15 protein-coding genes, 1 tRNA gene, 1 other RNA gene and 1 other annotated feature are annotated in these 15,869 nt (G+C 38.6%); of the genes, 13 read left to right on the top strand and 4 right to left on the bottom strand.

Features of this window, described 5'->3' with window-relative positions; translation table 11 throughout:
- Window positions 1–299: 299 nt before the first annotated feature.
- Window positions 300–1,292, bottom strand: a complete 993-nt coding sequence (locus tag V7097_RS00085) for a YaaC family protein (protein ID WP_335701549.1) — start codon at window positions 1,290–1,292, stop codon at window positions 300–302.
- Between the two features lie 160 nt (window positions 1,293–1,452).
- Here V7097_RS00085 and guaB point away from each other — a divergent pair, with 160 nt between their 5' ends.
- From guaB to V7097_RS00055, 6 genes are all read left to right on the top strand, one after another.
- Window positions 1,453–2,919 carry an IMP dehydrogenase gene (guaB, locus tag V7097_RS00080; RefSeq protein WP_335437079.1) on the top strand — a complete coding sequence of 489 codons (1,467 nt, stop codon included), beginning with the start codon at window positions 1,453–1,455 and terminating at the stop codon, window positions 2,917–2,919.
- A 289-nt stretch (window positions 2,920–3,208) separates the two neighbouring features.
- Window positions 3,209–4,558 (top strand): D-alanyl-D-alanine carboxypeptidase family protein, encoded by a 1,350-nt coding sequence (locus tag V7097_RS00075; protein WP_335437076.1) that lies wholly within the window; start codon window positions 3,209–3,211, stop codon window positions 4,556–4,558.
- 215 nt (window positions 4,559–4,773) lie between these two features.
- Window positions 4,774–5,658, top strand: coding sequence for a pyridoxal 5'-phosphate synthase lyase subunit PdxS (gene pdxS, locus V7097_RS00070; protein ID WP_335437073.1), 885 nt, complete (start codon window positions 4,774–4,776; stop codon window positions 5,656–5,658).
- A gap of 18 nt (window positions 5,659–5,676) precedes the next feature.
- Window positions 5,677–6,267, top strand: a complete 591-nt coding sequence (gene pdxT / locus V7097_RS00065) for a pyridoxal 5'-phosphate synthase glutaminase subunit PdxT (protein WP_335437070.1) — start codon at window positions 5,677–5,679, stop codon at window positions 6,265–6,267.
- A 39-nt stretch (window positions 6,268–6,306) separates the two neighbouring features.
- Window positions 6,307–6,516: a binding site (T-box leader), on the top strand.
- A 111-nt stretch (window positions 6,517–6,627) separates the two neighbouring features.
- On the top strand, window positions 6,628–7,908 hold the full coding sequence (gene serS / locus V7097_RS00060) for a serine--tRNA ligase (protein ID WP_335437067.1): 1,281 nt from the start codon (window positions 6,628–6,630) through the stop codon (window positions 7,906–7,908).
- 107 nt (window positions 7,909–8,015) lie between these two features.
- Window positions 8,016–8,108 (top strand) — tRNA-Ser (locus V7097_RS00055).
- A gap of 139 nt (window positions 8,109–8,247) precedes the next feature.
- Here V7097_RS00055 and V7097_RS00050 read toward each other — a convergent pair.
- The 3 genes from V7097_RS00050 to V7097_RS00040 form a co-directional block, all read right to left on the bottom strand.
- On the bottom strand, window positions 8,248–8,916 hold the full coding sequence (locus V7097_RS00050; RefSeq protein WP_335437064.1) for a deoxynucleoside kinase: 669 nt from the start codon (window positions 8,914–8,916) through the stop codon (window positions 8,248–8,250).
- On the bottom strand, window positions 8,903–9,559 hold the full coding sequence (locus V7097_RS00045; RefSeq protein WP_335437061.1) for a deoxynucleoside kinase: 657 nt from the start codon (window positions 9,557–9,559) through the stop codon (window positions 8,903–8,905). The genes V7097_RS00050 and V7097_RS00045 overlap by 14 nt, the downstream gene beginning before the upstream one ends.
- Before the next feature lie 373 nt (window positions 9,560–9,932).
- Window positions 9,933–11,219, bottom strand: coding sequence for a glycoside hydrolase family 18 protein (locus tag V7097_RS00040; RefSeq protein WP_335437058.1), 1,287 nt, complete (start codon window positions 11,217–11,219; stop codon window positions 9,933–9,935).
- 112 nt (window positions 11,220–11,331) lie between these two features.
- Here V7097_RS00040 and tadA point away from each other — a divergent pair, with 112 nt between their 5' ends.
- From tadA to V7097_RS00005, 7 genes are all read left to right on the top strand, one after another.
- Window positions 11,332–11,823, top strand: a complete 492-nt coding sequence (gene tadA, locus V7097_RS00035; RefSeq protein ID WP_335437056.1) for a tRNA adenosine(34) deaminase TadA — start codon at window positions 11,332–11,334, stop codon at window positions 11,821–11,823.
- Window positions 11,824–11,918: 95 nt separating this feature from the next.
- Window positions 11,919–12,183: signal recognition particle sRNA large type (gene ffs, locus V7097_RS00030), an RNA gene on the top strand.
- 141 nt (window positions 12,184–12,324) lie between these two features.
- Entirely contained in the window at window positions 12,325–14,013 is a 1,689-nt protein-coding gene (gene dnaX / locus V7097_RS00025; RefSeq protein ID WP_335437053.1) for a DNA polymerase III subunit gamma/tau, read from the top strand.
- 26 nt (window positions 14,014–14,039) lie between these two features.
- Window positions 14,040–14,360: a YbaB/EbfC family nucleoid-associated protein gene (locus V7097_RS00020; protein ID WP_335701550.1), complete on the top strand. Its 321-nt coding sequence runs from the start codon at window positions 14,040–14,042 to the stop codon at window positions 14,358–14,360.
- A gap of 24 nt (window positions 14,361–14,384) precedes the next feature.
- Window positions 14,385–14,981, top strand: a complete 597-nt coding sequence (gene recR / locus V7097_RS00015; RefSeq protein WP_335437049.1) for a recombination mediator RecR — start codon at window positions 14,385–14,387, stop codon at window positions 14,979–14,981.
- A 10-nt stretch (window positions 14,982–14,991) separates the two neighbouring features.
- Window positions 14,992–15,204, top strand: a complete 213-nt coding sequence (locus tag V7097_RS00010) for a YaaL family protein (RefSeq protein ID WP_335437046.1) — start codon at window positions 14,992–14,994, stop codon at window positions 15,202–15,204.
- Window positions 15,205–15,352: 148 nt separating this feature from the next.
- Window positions 15,353–15,619, top strand: a complete 267-nt coding sequence (locus V7097_RS00005; protein WP_335437043.1) for a pro-sigmaK processing inhibitor BofA family protein — start codon at window positions 15,353–15,355, stop codon at window positions 15,617–15,619.
- Window positions 15,620–15,869: the final 250 nt, after the last annotated feature.

The raw sequence follows: 15,869 nt of genomic DNA, 5'->3' as shown, positions 1-15,869 counted from the left end.
CCTTAAAGATTAATTCAGGTTTCGTGACCATTTCGCGATTAAAGCTGAAAAAAGAGTAACGAAAGCTCTGGAATTGTACCCGCTTTTTGATTGAAATGAAAAGAAGAGTAACGCAAAGTGCTTACTCATTCCTATTTGATGATTGAATTGTGAAAAAGGGTAACGCAAGTACCATAAACGATATATCCTCTAGTCGAATAACGATAAATGGTATACCGCAAATTTCATAAACGGTACTTCACCTAGCTGCAAAACAATAAATGATATATCGTAAACGGCGAAAACCATTAATTCCCCCCTTAAACCCCATCAATTTTCCCTTTTAGAAAGAGATAGAGCAAAAAGGGTACTTTATCTGCTGAAACTGTTAGGAACTGTCTAATAAACGGATAATCATTACTAGAGTAGGAATGAAGCAACTCACTCCACCACTCCGTTTCATATCTCGATATCATACTTAAATTATACAGTAATAAATAATGCGACATGATTTCCGGGAAGAACGTTAATAGTTCACGCTCCTTTGGTAGATAATATCTGTTTTCGTATAAATGATACAATAGTGGAGAGCTTGCCAGTGGCAAAAGAAAGTTTGACTTATTTATTTTTAAAGAGATTGAATCACGATCTTTTCCTTCTGTCTCCCCATCAATATGAGATGTAGGAAAGGGTAACGTTTGTGCAATAAAATCCAAGAACCTTCGAGATGTCATATGATAACTATCCAATGCTTCTATAGGGATAGTAAGCGTGTTTTTATCTGTGACGGGTGTTTCAAAATACAATTGTTGTTGAAAATGCAAACTGAATAAATTTTGTAATTCGGGAATTCTTTTGAATAGCTGCTCCATTGTGAACTTTTCACCTTCCATTTGTTTCACATGAAACATACATTCAGAAAAGTGTGAAAACAGCCCGTTTTTCTGGACTTTTACTTCATCATGGAAAAACTCATAGCTTTGCTTTTTTCTCTTTCTTGTTGAGACTCCGTGGGCCAGCACAGAGGTTGACTCTGGATACTGAGGATCAACGGTAAGAAGGCAAGCCTTTAACAATTGAACCATGCCGTAAAAAAGAAGAACGGGTTTAATGGATAGTGGAGCATTTTGGGAAAGTTGGTAATAATTTTGGCCATGCTCCAAATAATAAATAAAAGGATAGCTGTTTTCATAGCTTTTTTTATCAGCATCGGGGACAGCTGCTTGTTCATAGCATTTTTGAAGTATATGTTGAGTTGTATTGGCTGCATGTAGTGCATTAAATGATTGCCAAATAAAACGATAATCAAACAAATTCGAAACCTCCAATAATAAGCAAAGAAAGTGCAAGACTTAAGAGTAAATTAGTAATAAAAAACTCTGAATTATTAAACATATCATTCCTTCCTTGACAGTAGTTTACCCAGTTGATAATCTACTAATAATATTTTGCAATCGAAGGGGGATTTATTACATGTGGGAAACAAAGTTTGCCAAAGAAGGTTTAACATTTGATGACGTATTGCTTTTACCAGCTAAGTCAGAAGTATTACCTAAAGATGTAAATCTTGGGGTTGCGTTAACAGAAACGCTTAAGTTAAATATCCCTATCATTAGTGCTGGGATGGACACTGTAACTGAGCATCAAATGGCAATTGCAATGGCACGCCAAGGTGGATTAGGTATTATTCATAAGAATATGTCTATTGAGCAACAAGCTGAACAGGTTGATAAAGTGAAGCGTTCAGAAAGCGGCGTTATCACGGACCCATTTTTCCTAACTCCAAGTCATCAAGTATTTGATGCAGAGCACTTAATGGGAAAATACCGTATTTCAGGTGTCCCAATTGTAAATAATCCACAAGAGCAAATCTTAGTTGGTATCCTTACCAATCGTGACCTTCGTTTCATTCAAGATTATTCCATTCAAATTTCCGATGTCATGACAAAGGAAAACCTTGTAACTTCCCCTGTTGGTACGACTCTAGAACAGGCGGAAAAGATTTTACAAAAGTATAAAATTGAAAAGCTCCCACTTGTTGATGAAAGTGGAGTATTAAAAGGGCTTATTACTATTAAAGATATTGAAAAGGTTATTGAGTTCCCGAATTCAGCTAAGGATTCACAAGGACGTCTATTAGTAGGAGCAGCTGTTGGTGTATCAAAAGATACGATGCCTCGTGTTGCTAAGCTTGTAGAGGCTGGAGTTGATACAATTGTTGTGGATACAGCACATGGTCACTCAGCAGGTGTTCTTGAAACAGTGAAAATAATTAGAGACCAATATCCAAACTTAAATATTATTGCAGGTAACGTTGCAACTGCAGATGCTACTCGCGCATTAATTGAAGCTGGTGCTAATGTCGTAAAAGTCGGAATTGGACCTGGTTCAATTTGTACAACACGTGTTGTTGCAGGTGTTGGTGTTCCTCAGATTACAGCTGTTTATGATTGTGCAACAGAAGCAAGAAAGCATGGTGTTTCGATTATTGCAGATGGCGGTATTAAATACTCTGGTGATATCGTGAAGGCATTAGCCGCTGGAGGACACGCAGTAATGCTTGGTAGCTTACTTGCAGGTGTATCAGAAAGCCCAGGTGAAACAGAGATCTTCCAAGGTCGTCGCTTTAAGGTATATCGCGGTATGGGCTCTGTTGCTGCAATGGAAAAGGGAAGTAAGGATCGTTATTTCCAAGAGGATGCGAAGAAATTTGTTCCTGAAGGTATTGAAGGACGTCTTCCATACAAGGGCCCACTTACAGATACGATTTATCAATTAATTGGTGGTATTCGTTCTGGTATGGGTTACTGTGGTACAAAGGATTTAAAAGAGCTAAGAGAGAATGCTCAATTTATTAAAATGACAGGTGCAGGATTACGTGAGAGTCATCCACATGATGTTCAAATTACAAAAGAAGCACCAAACTATTCAACATTATAAGATAAAGTGAAACTTCAATCAGAGGGGGTTTTTCTCATCCCCCGCTGATTGTTAGTTGAACCAATCGGGCTTTTACGGGCAGTTATCACCCACCTAACTTCTTTGTCTTCACTAAAGCTTTTAGGTGGGGGTTTTACTGCCCGTTAATGCGGGGCAAATTTCGACAAAATCATCCAATGGTAGGATTTCTATATTGTGGTAGATAGAGTATGATTACTCTATCTATTTTTTTTGTAGCTGATATGTTAAAATGATTTTTGTGCGTAATACGAATGTGGAGGTTTAAATTGTGAAGAAACAAACACAAAAAAGATTGATAATTAGTTTTATAGCAGTCTTTTTGCTATCTATTATTGTGGGGCAAGTACCTTCGGCAAAGGCGGCGCCTGCTCTTGATATAAATGTAAAAAATGCGATATTGATTGATGCAAATACAGGTAAAATACTATATGAAAAAAATGCAGACCAGGTAGCTCCAATTGCAAGTATGGCAAAAATGATGACCGAATACTTAGTTTTGGAAGCTATTGATGAGGGGAGACTCTCTTGGGATCAAACGACTCAAATTAGCCAGTATGCATATGATATATCTGCGAATAATAATTTTTCTGGTGTTGGCTTACGATTAAATCATGATTATACGGTTGAAGAGCTTTATAAGGCAATGGCGATTTATTCTGATAATGCAACAACGATAACATTAGCAGAATTACTAGCAGGTACTGAGGGCGAATTTGTAAAGCTAATGAATAAAAAGGCTGAAGAATTAGGACTTCCTGACTATGAGTTTGTAAATAGTACAGGGCTATCAAATTCAATGCTTGGTGACAATTATCCTGAAGGAACAAATCCAGATGGGGATAATATGCTTTCTGCGAAATCAGTAGCATTATTGGCCTATTCATTAGTTCGGGATTATCCTAATGTATTAGATATTTCAAGTATCCCACAATTTGATTTTTATGGTGAAAAACTTGATAACTGGAATTGGATGTTAAAGCATGATCCAAGTGTTTCTCCATACCTTGCTCAATTCCATTATGAGGGAATGGACGGATTAAAAACCGGTACAACACCTGCAGCTGGTTATTGTTTTACCGGAACAGCTGAACGAGACGGTAAAAGATTAATTTCTGTTGTGATGGGTGCTACAAGTGAACCAGAACGTTTTAAAGAAACTAGTAAACTTTTAGATTACGGTTTTAATAATTTTGAGCAGATTGAACTTTATCCTGAAGGTCATCAATTAAAGGGTAATAAAGAATTAAAGGTTGTTAAAGGAAAAGAAAAACAAGTTGAAATTTCAACTGAAGCACCTGTAAGACTTTTAGTTCCAAAGGGTGTAGATAAGTCTGCGTTCAAAGCAAATTATGTGTATGATGAAAAGGTAGTTTCGAAAGACAAAGAACTAACAGCGCCATTTAAAGAGGGAACAAAGGTAGGTCATATGGCTGTTTCCTATGATGGTGATGATTTAGGATATATTACGCCGGGTGGCGATGATAAATTACAGGTTGCACTTGTGACAGATTCAGGAGTAGAGAAGACAAACTGGTTTGTTCTCATGATGAGAGGAATTGGCGGATTCTTTGGTGATATTTGGTCAAGTGTGGCAAATACCGTAAAAGGCTGGTTCTAACCTTATTCGATAACGTCCTCCTTCTATTTATAGAGGGAGGCTTTTTTTATTTTTTCCATTATGTACTATTTTGGTATAATTACTAGGAAATATAGAAAAATTGCGTTAGAATAATCTTAAGATTTTTTCAATCGGCATTTATTATCTATCAAAATATGATATGATAATGCCTATAAATAAATTAATTAATTTTACATCATATAGGGGGAAGCGTAATGGCTAATACAGGTACAGATCGAGTAAAACGAGGAATGGCTGAAATGCAAAAGGGCGGCGTTATTATGGACGTTGTTAATGCAGAGCAAGCTAGAATAGCAGAAGAAGCGGGTGCTGTGGCAGTAATGGCATTAGAGCGTGTTCCAGCTGATATTCGTGCAGCAGGTGGAGTTGCTAGAATGGCAGACCCAACAATAGTTGAGCAAGTAATGAATGCTGTTACAATTCCTGTAATGGCAAAAGCTCGTATTGGTCATATAGTAGAAGCAAGAGTACTAGAGGCTATGGGTGTTGATTATATTGATGAGAGTGAAGTACTAACTCCAGCAGATGAGGAGTTCCATTTAAATAAACGTGATTTCACTGTTCCATTTGTATGTGGATGCCGTGATTTAGGTGAAGCGACTCGCCGTATCGCAGAAGGGGCATCTATGCTTCGCACAAAGGGTGAGCCTGGAACAGGTAATATCGTTGAAGCTGTACGTCACATGAGAAAAGTAAATGCTCAGATTCGCAAAGTTGCCGGAATGAGTGAAGATGAGTTAATGACAGAAGCAAAAAATCTAGGAGCACCATACGAATTATTGCTTCAAATCAAACAAGAAGGTCGCTTACCAGTTGTTAACTTTGCAGCAGGTGGTGTTGCAACTCCAGCGGACGCAGCATTAATGATGCAGCTTGGTGCTGACGGCGTATTTGTAGGATCTGGTATTTTTAAATCTGATAATCCTGCAAAATTTGCTCGTGCAATTGTTGAAGCAACTACTCATTATCAAGATTATGAACTAATTGCCCGTCTATCAAAAGGTTTAGGAAATGCTATGAAGGGTATTGAGATTTCATCATTATTACCAGACCAACGCATGCAAGAGCGAGGCTGGTAAATAAGAAGGTGTTCAGGTTTGGTTAAAATAGGAGTATTAGGACTGCAGGGGGCTGTTAGAGAGCATGTTCATTCAGTAGAAGCCTCTGGAGCAGAAGCGGTTATCGTTAAAAAAGTAGAACAGCTTGAAGAAATTGACGGATTGATCATCCCTGGTGGAGAAAGTACAACAATGCGTCGTTTAATTGATAAATATGGTTTTTTGGAACCACTTCGTTCATTTGCAGAACAAGGAAAACCGATGTTTGGTACATGTGCAGGATTAATCCTTCTTGCAAAGAAGCTTGTTGATTATAAGGAGTCACATCTTGGTCTGATGGATGTAACCGTTGAGCGTAATTCATTTGGCCGTCAACGCGAGAGCTTTGAAGCAGAGCTAATGATTCCAGGAATCGCTGACGATTTTGTAGGTGTATTTATTCGTGCACCACATATTGTGGAAGCGGGAGAAAATGTTGAAGTCCTAGCAAAGCATGATGGTAGAATTGTAGCAGCCCGTGAAGGCCAATTTTTAGGTTGTTCCTTCCATCCAGAATTAACGGATGATCATCGTTTTACAGGTTATTTTGTGAAAATGGTAAAAGAATCTAAGGCAAAAAACCTTGTATAAATAATTGAAACGTGGTAAAACTTTATATAAATAATAAAATGTAAATCTATGATAGGAAATAGTAACTAGCTTTTTTTCTTAAGAGAGTCGGTGGCTGGTGTGAACCGATGAAAAAGACTTGTGAATCCATCCTTGAGTGAAATACTGAACCGCTAGTAGGTATTTTCGGTAAATCCGTTATCTTTTTCAAGAGGAGGATACGTGTATCCTCAACTAGGGTGGTAACGCGGGTTAACTCTCGTCCCTTTTATTAGGGGCGGGAGTTTTTTATTTTGTCGTGACTGTTGATAAGCGGCAGAACAGCCACGAATGATTACATGTTTTTGCTTATAACTACATAGATTTTAGGAGGTTTTAGTGATGTTAGATATTAAATATTTACGTAGCCATTTTGATGAGGTAAAGGAGAGACTTCAGTTTCGTGGTGAGGACTTAACAGACCTTGGGCGTTTTGAGGAATTAGATAAAAGCCGCCGTGAGCTAATTTTGAAGACTGAAGAACTAAAAAGCCGTAGGAATGAAGTATCTGGCCAAATCGCTGTTCTAAAAAGAGAGAAAAAGGATGCTGACGCTCTAATTTTAGAAATGCGTGAGGTTGGAGACAAAATCAAGGAATTGGATACAGAGTTAAGGGATGTGGAGGAGCAATTGGAGCATCTCATGTTATCTATTCCAAACATACCTCATGAAAGTGTGCCAATTGGCGAATCAGAGGATGACAACGTAGAAATTCGTACGTGGGGTGATCTCCCTGAGTTTGGTTTTGAACCAAAACCGCATTGGGAAGTTGCTGACCGACTTGAGATTTTAGATTTTGAACGTGCTGGGAAGGTCACTGGTAGCCGTTTTGTTTTTTATAAGGGCCTTGGAGCTAGACTAGAAAGAGCATTATTTAACTTTATGTTAGATCTTCATGTGGAGGATCATGGATATGAGGAAGTCATCCCTCCATATCTAGTAAACCGGGCAAGCATGACTGGTACAGGTCAGCTTCCGAAGTTTGAAGAGGATGCATTCCGCATTGAAAGTGAAGACTATTTCTTAATTCCAACTGCAGAGGTTCCTGTAACGAACCTTCACCGTGATGAAATCTTAGGTGGCGAAGAATTACCAATTAAATATGCGGCATTTAGTGCATGTTTCCGCTCTGAAGCGGGTTCTGCTGGAAGAGATACAAGAGGCTTGATTCGTCAGCATCAATTTAATAAAGTGGAATTGGTGAAATTTGTTAAGCCAGAAGATTCTTATGCAGAATTAGAGAGCTTAACAGCAAATGCTGAAAAAGTACTTCAGCTATTAGGCCTTCCATATCGTGTTTTAAGCATGTGTAGTGCCGACCTAGGATTTACGGCTGCGAAGAAATATGACATAGAAGTATGGATTCCAAGTTATGAAACTTACCGTGAAATTTCTTCTTGTAGTAACTTCGAAGCATTCCAAGCAAGACGTGCAAATATTCGCTTCCGTCGAGACAGAGATTCTAAGCCAGAGCATGTTCACACATTAAATGGTTCTGGACTTGCGATTGGTCGAACAGTGGCTGCGATCTTAGAAAATTACCAACAGGAAGACGGTACAGTAATCATTCCTGAAGTATTACGTCCATATATGGGAAATAGGGAAGTAATCGGTCCAAAATAAACTAAAAAAAGAGGGCCAGGATTTTCTATCATCCTGGCCTATAAAAAAAATACAAAAGAATGTTGACTTCTACTTTAGATGTATGGTATATTAATTTTTGTCGATACGGAGGAATACCCAAGTCCGGCTGAAGGGATCGGTCTTGAAAACCGACAGGGGTGTTAAAGCCCGCGGGGGTTCGAATCCCTCTTCCTCCGCCATTATTACAAATAATACTAGCGCATAAAGTATTGGAGATGAACTCGTTCCTATCATGGTAACGAGTTTTTTACTTTTTGTAGAAATAAATATAGTCATAAAAGAACCCCTTTTGAGATTACTACTCAAAAGGGGCTTTTTTTAGCTTTTTAAAAGTTCAGTTTGTCTAATGAAAGTAGAAATTTTTTCGATAATCGGTTCAATTGAACCTTCATCCTTCATAATATCGTACTCATTAATGTTTAGTCGGAGAACTGGGCATGCATTAAAATTATTGATCCATGTTTCATATCGGCCGTGCATTTCTTCCCAATAAGAAATCGGTGTTTGCTGCTCCATTGGTCTTCCTCGTTCATGAATACGACTAATAATATCATCAAGACTTCCTTCAAGATAAATTAATAAATTCGGATGAGGGAAATACGGTGTCATTACCATCGCATCAAAAAGGTTGGTATAAGTTTCGTAGTCGACAGGCGCCATCGTTCCTTTTTCGTAATGCATTCTCGCAAAAATGCCTGTATCCTCATAGATGGAACGGTCTTGGATAAATCCACCGCCATATTCGAATATTTTCTTTTGCTCTTTAAAACGTTCGGCAAGGAAATAAATTTGAAGGTGGAAGCTCCATCTTTCGAAATCCGCATAAAACCGATCTAAATAAGGATTTGAATCCACTTTTTCAAAAGAGGTTCTAAATCCAAGTGCATCGGCAAGGGATTTTGTCATTGTGGATTTCCCGACTCCGACAGTTCCGGCAACGGTAATCACTGCATTACTAGGGATATCATATTTATTACGCAAATTCATTATGTCTAACTCCTTTTTCGAGAATGATGTTTTCTACTGTTGTTAGAATTTTTTCAAGGTCTTCTTTATTCTGGACAAAATCAATTTGGTCCCCATTAAACCGAATGACAGGAATATCTGGGTGAGACTTTTCGAACTGTATCATAAATTGCTCATAATCACGGGTTAATTGACTTAAATATGCTGGATCAATATTTTTTTCAATGTCCCTACCGCGCATTTTTATCCGCTCTAATAAAGTATCTAGACTAGCATGTAAATAGATTACGACATTCGGAACAGGCATATCCGCTGTTAAAATGTTATAAATCTGAAGATATTTTTGGAACTGATGCGTTTTTAATGTACGTTCAGCGAAAATAAGGTTTTTGAATATATGATAATCCGCAACAACTGGTTTGTTTTTTTGTAGGTAAAAATGATTTATGTCTTCAAGTTGTTTATATCGGTTACAGAGGAAAAACATCTCTGTTTGAAAACTCCACTCATCGATATCCGTATAAAATTTTCCTAAAAACGGATTTTCATCGACAATCTCTTTAAGTAAGGCAAATTCAAAGCGTTCTGAAACAGCCTTAGCGAGAGAGGTTTTGCCAACTCCGATCGGACCCTCTACTGTAATAAAAGGAATCCTACTACCCATCTCGTGTCCCCCTTTTTATCTAATCAAATGCGCCTTGGCGTATTTGCGCCCGTTTTTTTCGAGCTTGTTCGAAAAGTTTCCTTTGAAAAACCGTGGCATCCGCCGGAGGCTTTCACTTTATTCAGCCATGACATAAATCCCACGCAAAATTCTATATATAATTACATTCATCTTTCCAATAGGAACTTTCGTTGAATAAAGTTAAATTGCACAGATAAGCATTATTTTATCATAGGAAGGATGAAGAATGTTACTTATTGTCGAAAAAACAAATTGGGAAAAATTGTGGCTCAATTGATATGGCGCTCCTTGCCTTTGACCGGTTATTGCAAGAGAAAAAAGGAACCCGAATAACCGAGTTCCTTTAAGGATTCTATCTTTTTACAACATTAAAATTATCGGTGATCAAAAGCCAGTTTTGTGGGAATGGAAGTCCGAGCTTCCAGTAGCTAATACCCCTTAAATTCAATTCCTTAATCAAATTAAACTTTGCCTGAATACTTCTTGCATCCTCAAACCAAACTTTATGCTGCTTTCCTGCTGGGTCTGTATAGTCAAAGTGTGGTGCTTGTGCTTTCGCATCATATTGAATGGCTACATTATTTTGTTTAGCGATTTCAATCGCTCGCTGCGGGCTAACAGCCTTAGCATACTCGCCACCTGGCACAAATGGTAGTGTCCAATCATAGCCATATAGATTTTGCCCCATCATAATTTTTGATGCTGGCATTTCAGTAAGGGCATATTCAAGAACTTGCCGAACGGGGCCGATTGGTGATACCGCCATCGGTGGTCCTCCACTATATCCCCATTCATATGTCATGATGACGACAAAGTCGACAATTTCACCATGTGCTCTGTAGTCATGGGCTTCATACCACTCCCCTTTTTGTTCAGCACTTGTTTTAGGAGCGAGTGCAGTGGATAGTAGCCAACCTTCTTGAGAAAAGCGCTGCTTTGCTTTTCGTAAAAAGCGGTTATAGGCTTCGCGGTCTTCCGGGCGTAAAAATTCCATATCAAAATGAATATCTCGGAATCCATATTTTTTTGCAGTTTCTACAATCGTATTTAATAACTTATTTTGGATGTCCTCATTAGTTAGCACAAGTCTACCTAAATCAGCACTAAATTGACCGTTTTCTAAATTTGCAACGACCATCATTAGTGTTACATTGTTTGCTTTTGCAATGCTTGAGAAATTATTCATCAGTGGTTCCTTTAAAGTGCCATCTCGTTGGATTTGAAAGTTAAAAGGGGCTAAGTAGGTTAAGTATGGAGCGGCTTGTCGTGTACTTCTTTCAAGGGCTGGACTTACTGAAGTTCCTAATGGTTCCACATAGGCATTGATTTCAGCATTTCGTTTCGGGCGTTGCGGGATATAGATTCTAAGCCCAACCTGTAATGGACGATTAGGTGGGATTTGATTGATTTGTGCTAATTGCTGATAATTAAGCCCGAATTTATTCGCAATAGACCAAAGGCTATCACCAGGCTGCACCCAATAAAACTGACCAACAATCGGAATGACCATAGCCTGACCGACCACTAGGTTATTAGGTTCAGGAATTTGATTTGCACGAACAATTTCATCCGCCGTTGTTCCATATGCTTGTGCGATTCCTGATATGGATTGTCCCTGTTCTACAACATGAATTTGCATGTTTGACCTCCTCATTCTACAATCTAGGTAACACACCTTTATTACTCTATGAGAGAATAGGGAAGATGATGCTTGGCTAAATTAAATGCCTAGTAAGGGAGTATATAATCTAATGAATTCTGATGAATATTATATGAAATTGGCTATTGAAGAAGCAAAAAAGGCAGCAACTATAGATGAAGTACCTATTGGTGCTGTTCTAGTTATAAATGATGAAGTGATTGCATCAGCCCATAATCTTCGTGAAACAGAGCAACGGTCAATTGCTCATGCAGAGTTACTTGCAATTGATGAGGCATGTAGGCGAACTGGTTTTTGGCGATTAGAGAACGCAACTCTGTACGTCACCCTTGAGCCGTGCGCGATGTGCTCAGGTGCGATTGTATTATCTCGAGTTAATCGGGTTGTCTACGGGGCAAGTGACCCAAAAGGTGGATGTGCAGGAACCTTGATGAACCTTTTGCAGGAACAAAGATTTAACCATCAGGCGGAAGTAATATCAGGTGTCTGTGAAGAAGAGTGCGGACAACTGTTAAGCTCTTTTTTTAAAGAGATAAGAAAGAAAAAAAAGGAAGACAAGAAAAACGCAACTGGCACAGCTTGAAAAAACTTACAGTTGGAATGCATTGATTTTTTTCGGTTAAGCCTTTATACTAAGAATGTGTCACAAAGACACCTAACAATTTGGTATCAATTTTGCCGTGCTAAGCGGGGAGGTAGCGGTGCCCTGTACTCGCAATCCGCTCTAGCGAGGCCGAATCCCTTCATAGAGGGTAGTTATTGTGGGGTCTGCCTCAAGTAAGTGGTGTTGACGTCTGGGTCCTACGCAATGGGAACCCGTGAACCCTGTCAGGTCCGGAAGGAAGCAGCAGTAAGCGGACTCTCCCATGTGCCGTAGGGTTGCCTAGACCGAGCTAACTGCTTGAGTAACGCCTGGAGTAACTATTCGACGGAAGGTGCACGGCAGTTATACTACATAAAACAACTCACTCATTAGGGTGGGTTTTTTTATTATTATTTTTACGTGAATGATATAATCGCTTTGTACAGAATATTCACTTCCTGTATAATAAGAAGTGGACAATAAGAAGGAGGGGCAATATCAATGGCATATCAAGCATTATACCGTGTCTTTCGACCGCAAACATTTCATGATGTGGTTGGCCAAGAACATATAACGAAAACCTTGCAGAATGCCCTTCTTCAAGAGAAGTTTTCACACGCCTATCTTTTCTCAGGACCAAGGGGAACGGGAAAAACAAGTGCCGCGAAAATTTTTTCAAAAGCTGTAAACTGTGAGAATTCTCCTGTTGCTGAACCCTGTAATGAGTGTGCGGCATGTAGAGGAATTACAGATGGCTCAATTGCTGATGTAATCGAAATCGATGCAGCATCGAATAACGGTGTCGATGAAATCAGAGATATTCGTGATAAGGTGAAATATGCTCCAAGCGCAGTAAGGTATAAAGTATATATCATCGATGAAGTACATATGCTTTCAATCGGAGCGTTTAATGCCTTGCTAAAAACATTGGAGGAACCTCCACGACATGTCATTTTTATTTTAGCAACGACGGAACCACATAAAATTCCGCTAACGATCATTTCGAGATGTCAACGTTTTGACTTTCGTCGCATTACCACTCAAGCGATCGTGGGACGAATGAAAACAATCATTGCTGAAGAAGATGTGACAGTGGATGACCAAGCCCTTTATGTAGTTGCAAGAGCTGCTGAAGGTGGAATGCGGGATGCGTTAAGTTTATTAGACCAAGCAATTTCGTTTAGTGATGATGAAGTGAAACTTGAAGATGTTCTCACCATTACGGGTGCTGTTTCGCAGTCTCTTTTAACAAATGTGGTCAGGGCGATTCGCGACCGTGATGTTCGGACGGCCTTAAAGACACTGGATGAAATGATGGACCATGGAAAGGATCCAATGCGCTTTATCGAGGACATCATTTTCTACTATAGAGATATGCTTTTATATCAAACAGCACCTCAGTTAGAAGAAGTATTGGAGCGGGTCTTAGTCGATGAGGACTTTACTGAACTTGCGAAAAGTATACAAAGCCCCGAAATCTACGAAACCATTGATATTTTAAATCAGGCCCAACAAGAGATGAAGTGGACGAACCATCCGCGAATTTTTTTAGAGGTAGCGTTTGTGAAGTTGACCCAAATGGATCACCAGCAATCACTAGAATCACTGCCACAAATTGAAGGCTTGATGAATAGAATAAATATGTTAGAAACTGAACTTGCATCGATTAAGGAAAAAGGTGTTACAGCCCAACCGCAGGATGCCAAGCCAGCTGAAAAACGTCCACAAAAGTCATCTAGAAATGGCTATAGGACACCAGTTGGGAGAATTAATGAGGTATTAAAGAGTGCAACAAGGCAAAATCTTGACATATTAAAAGGAAAATGGGGCGATATGCTCGACCAGCTTCGTAGTCAAAACAAAGTATCGCACGCAGCCCTTTTAATCGAAAGTGAACCAGTCGCGGCTTCTTCCAATGCTTTTGTGTTGAAATTTAAATTTGAAATCCATTGTAAAATGGCATCAGAAAACTCAGAAGTGAAAGAAAACCTCGAAAATATTCTTGCGACATTAACTGGACATAGGTTTGAAATGATTGGTGTACCAGATGATGAATGGGGTAAAATTAGAGAAGAGTTTATCCGTGGGCAACGAACCGATGAAGATGAAAAACAAGAGGAAACAGAAGACCCTCTTATTGCAGAAGCAATGAAAATTGTTGGTGCAGAGCTCATTGAAATAAAGGAATAACGATATTAAAGGAGGAAATGAACATGATGCGTGGTGGCGGAATGGGAAATATGCAAAAAATGATGAAACAAATGCAAAAAATGCAAAAGGATATGGCAAAAGCACAGGAAGAACTTGCTGAAAAGATAGTTGAAGGAACTGCAGGTGGTGGCATGGTCACTGTAAAGGCAAATGGCCAAAAAGAAATTATTGATGTCATTATTAAAGAAGAAGTAGTAGATCCAGAAGATATCGAAATGCTTCAAGACCTTGTGCTAGCTGCAACGAATGATGCTTTAAAGAAAATCGAAGACCTAACGAATGAAACAATGGGACAATTCACAAAAGGGATGAACCTACCATTCTAATCGGTTGAAAGGACTTAGATAGATATGCATTATCCTGAACCAATATCTAAGCTGATAGATAGCTTTATGAAATTGCCAGGTATCGGCCCAAAAACGGCCGTTCGTCTGGCTTTTTTTGTATTAAGTATGAAAGAAGATGTTGTACTTGATTTTGCTAAGGCACTTGTCAATGCAAAACGAAACCTCACATATTGTTCTAGTTGCGGGCATATAACAGATAGAGATCCATGTTACATCTGTGAAGATGAACGCCGAGATAAAACGGTCATCTGCGTACTTCAAGATCCTAAAGATGTCATCGCAATGGAAAAAATGAAGGAATACAATGGATTGTACCATGTGTTACACGGGGCCATTTCTCCAATGGATGGTATAGGTCCGGAGGATATCAAGATACCTGAATTACTCAAAAGACTTCAAGATGATACTGTTCAAGAAATCATTTTAGCGACTAATCCGAACATCGAAGGGGAAGCTACAGCTATGTACATTTCCCGTTTGTTAAAACCATCAGGAATTAAAGTAACAAGAATTGCTCATGGATTACCTGTCGGTGGGGATTTAGAGTATGCTGATGAGGTAACACTGTCAAAGGCACTTGAAGGACGTCGGGAACTATAGGAGGTCTTTTATGCTTTTTAAAAAGAAGGGAAAGCTTCGAAGAGAATTTAATCAAGAGCTCTTTAGCCAATTAGAAATCGCCAAGAAGGAATGGATGAGACAGAAAAGCCTCATTGAGAAAAGTGTTGAACCTTCTGATGATATTTTAAATGAACTAAAAGTAGCGGAAACAAAATACTTCTTTTTATTACGAGAAGCAAAAAGGCGAAAAGTATTTTTATAAAATAAATCCTACCAGAGGAGATAAGCATCCTAATAGGTAGGATTTTTTTGTTCATAAAGCTTTCTAAATAAAAATAGGACGAGAAGTTCTTAAAAACCTTCATTCACATAGAATAGTAGTACAAGTTGTGTGAGGGAGTGAAGTTTGATTGGAACCAAAGATTATTATATCCATACTCGGTGGATTGATCGTACTTGTGCTTCTAATGGGGGCACCTCTTAAGCCCATTCGTTTGGTCGGACAAGTATTTGTAAAAATCCTAATCGGTGCCTTGTTTTTATTCTTCTTAAATGCATTCGGAACTTCATTTGATTTACATGTACCAATCAATTTAGTTACATCTGCTGTATCTGGCCTACTGGGTCTTCCAGGTTTAGCTGCACTTGTAATTATCGATTTATTTATATTAGGTTAAAAAAACAAATGAGTGCTCATTTGTTTTTTTTATTGTGTAATTTGGTAATAGATAAGGATAGTTTGCTGATGTGAAATTATTTTAGTATAATTTATTGACATTCTATTTAATTGGGTGTATATTTATATTTCTCACAGGGAATACCTTATGAATAAGAAAAACTTTTTAAAAAAGTGGTTGACTTATTTTTGTGAGGATGTTATATTAATAAAGTCGCTTCTGAGCGGCGGATTAAAAAGTTCTTTGAAAA

Source organism: Bacillus sp. JJ1562 (genome assembly GCF_036962705.1).
Taxonomy (GTDB): domain Bacteria; phylum Bacillota; class Bacilli; order Bacillales; family Bacillaceae_L; genus Ferdinandcohnia.
Note: the sequence above shows the minus strand (reverse complement) of the source record. Positions and strands in the feature narration are given on the sequence as shown.